Source organism: Bacillus sp. 05T21 (assembly GCF_056396785.1).
Window position 1 is genome coordinate 1 of the sequence record NZ_JBFTMD010000070.1, and the last position, 2,741, is coordinate 2,741.

At 34.3% G+C, this 2,741-nt stretch carries 2 protein-coding genes and 2 pseudogenes; 2 read left to right on the forward strand and 2 right to left on the reverse strand.

Annotation, left to right across the window (positions count from 1 at the left end; all coding sequences use genetic code 11):
- Positions 1 to 478: pseudogene (locus AC1DKZ_RS32575) on the forward strand (hemolysin BL regulatory component HblB); the annotation flags it as partial.
- 472 nt (positions 479 to 950) lie between these two features.
- Here AC1DKZ_RS32575 and AC1DKZ_RS32580 read toward each other — a convergent pair.
- Positions 951 to 1,439 (reverse strand): hypothetical protein, encoded by a 489-nt coding sequence (locus AC1DKZ_RS32580; protein ID WP_219302224.1) that lies wholly within the window; start codon positions 1,437 to 1,439, stop codon positions 951 to 953.
- Between the two features lie 53 nt (positions 1,440 to 1,492).
- Complete coding sequence (locus AC1DKZ_RS32585) at positions 1,493 to 1,975, reverse strand: collagen-like protein (protein ID WP_476997952.1); 483 nt, start codon at positions 1,973 to 1,975, stop codon at positions 1,493 to 1,495.
- 187 nt (positions 1,976 to 2,162) lie between these two features.
- Between AC1DKZ_RS32585 and AC1DKZ_RS32590 the strand changes: the two are divergent.
- A pseudogene (locus AC1DKZ_RS32590) lies at positions 2,163 to 2,606 on the forward strand (IS6 family transposase); the annotation flags it as partial.
- Between the last annotated feature and the right edge of the window lie 135 nt (positions 2,607 to 2,741).

A 2,741-nucleotide genomic window follows, 5' to 3' on the forward strand; every position in this document is an offset into this window, starting at 1 on the left:
ATGGGATGATTTAGACTCTCAATATTCGGGCGTACTGGGACATATTGATAAAGCGGATCAAAAAGCGGATCAAAATAGATATAAATTCTTAACCCCTAACTTGAATGCAGCGAAAGACAGTTGGAAAACATTACGAACAGATGTTGTCACATTACAAGAAGGGATAAAAATTGCAGAGAAAAAAGAACAGGATTTTATGAATCAGCTTCGTCCATCCAGTGTTTTCTACTTTTGTAAAAAAATTCATAACGCATATACATTTGAAATAAAGACTGGATCAAATGCACCAAATGCGTCTTATAAAGTTATGAATTTAACTAAAAAAACGGTTCATAATATGTGGGGTGGAGGGCCAAATACAAATATGTGGGCTGATTGGCTGTCATTCAATCCAAAAGATGAATTTGCGGTGGTAGCAGTAGTGGATGGGAAAGAATATGTTGTATATAAAGATAAAGTAGAAAATATAATGAACTGAACCCGAAAAGTTAGACAGAAAAATTACGCAGCAATTGGAGATGCGACACTAAATTGGACACTAAGTTAAGTGAAAAAGATGATTCAGAGCATTCTGTTGCAAAATTCGTTTTCTTTTAGCATGTCTTTTTGAAAATAAAGAATAAACGCCCTAAGGTGTCTTCCTCCGACTTGATAACCATGTTTTATATATTGGATTTCATTAAAATATTATTTTTCAAAATCTAAACTAATTGATTGGACTTCATATTAATGTAAAAGCTTGTTTATACGCTTGAGTTTTAAGAAGAAACCAAACTTCCGTTTAATACATGTAAACAATGTGAGAACCATTGATAATCCAATAGTTCTCACATTGAAATTAAGATAAGTCCGAATTTTATAGGCAAAGACAATTTCTAAAAATGAAATCTCATCTTTGCTAATAGGGTGTTTCTTTTTGTTAGCTTGATGAGCATCGGTCTGCATCCCTTTTAACACAAAACAATGATTTTATATGGTGTAGTTTGAGCTGGTATACTCATTGTTGTAAAACCGTAAATAGCTATTAAATTTCGATTCACAAGATTCCCTGTAAACAATTGACCGTTTGTTAATAAAATTTGAGTAGAAGGAGAAATATTTAATTTTAATTTTCCATCACCACTCTCCAACTGTTCATTAAAATAGTCTACTTTTACATTTTGATGCGGTGTATATTTAGCCATAACAATTGCTTGAAATTGTGGTGGGAAAATGAGAGGAACAGGAGCGTTAGCATCATAAAATCCACTTATTTTATCTCCTATTACTACTGTTGCATAGTCAATAAAATAAGTATTTGGTTTCACTACAAAATTTATTAGAGTTCCATAACCATTATTTACGGATATTAACTTATTACATCCCATTTCTTCATTTGATCCTGTTACAAAATCGTTAATCATAGTTATTGTACCCTCAAATGATTGAAAGTTTTTCATTCTAATACCTCTTTTGTTTATATAATTAAGCCTTTATCGCTACTCTACAATTTTTAAAAGCATGTAAATGAAATAATCCTTCTCGTATCAATTCCAAAAATAACCCAAAACCTACCGTTCCATCTAAAACCAGCAACAGACCTTGGTCCTACAAAAATTGGAAAATACCAAAATTGTTCACCATTACTAAGCCATATATAGGTATTTCGAAATAAACAGAATGAAATTGCTCCTGGATCAACAGCAAATGGTGAAGCAGTTGATTGTTGAGGAATAAATGATGGGGGAGGAGATGTTGGAGCTTGTGAACTTTGTTCACCTGGAAAACCTGGTCCACCCGGAAAACTTGGTCCACCCGGAAAACCTGGTCCACCCGGAAAACCTGGTCCACCCGGAAAACCTGGTCCACCCGGAAAACCTGGTCCACCTGGAAAACCTGATGTTCCTGGTAAACCAGGAATTTGAAGACCAGGGAATTGACGATCGAAGTATTGATTATAATTTATATAAGGATAATATAATGACTCATTATACATTTAAAAGCCACCTCTTTATTTTATAACTTCCTAAAGTATTAATATGTAATATTGCCTGTACATGAAGCTTATCCGCTTCATGTATAGACAATATTTGGTTCTGGTGCAAAAACTTCAAGGCAATTGCAAGTAATCTCTAAGTCTTGGACATACTGATACTATTACTCTAAAAAGGTGTGTGATTGGTATGGAAAAGAAAAATTTGTTCAAATGGAAGCACTATCAGCCTGATATTATTTTGTTAACTGTACGTTGGTACCTGCGGTACAATTTAAGCCTTCGTGATTTGGTAGAAATGATGGAGGAACGGGGTTTATCTATTTCTCATACAACGATTATGCGTTGGGTTCATCAGTATGGTCCTGAATTGGACAAACGGAACCGACGTTACCTCAAACAAACAAATGACTCTTGGAGAGTCGATGAAACATATATTAAAGTAAAAGGTCAATGGATGTACCTGTATCGTGCTGTTGATTCGAAAGGAAAAACAATCGATTTTTTCCTAAGCAAAACAAGAAATCATAAGGCTGCAAAGCGCTTTTTCAAGAAAGCTTTGCCGTCTTTTCATGTTTCAAAGCCACGTGTTATAACAGTCGATAAGAACCCGGTTTATCCTATAGCAATTGAATAGTTGAAAAAAGAAAACATACTAAGATTAGTAGTGCAGGCCAAGGCATTGGTTCGCACTACTATTTTTTATATAGTAGAAGTGAAGAAAGGGTCGTGTATGCTTTAGGATTCCGAATCCGTAAAAAAAACTGAC

Bases quoted from the DNA above. Each gene is read 5' to 3' on its own strand.
- AC1DKZ_RS32580 (WP_219302224.1), bottom strand. From the start codon at position 1,439: ATGAAAAACTTTCAATCATTTGAGGGTACAATAACTATGATTAACGAT.
- AC1DKZ_RS32585 (WP_476997952.1), bottom strand. From the start codon at position 1,975: ATGTATAATGAGTCATTATATTATCCTTATATAAATTATAATCAATAC.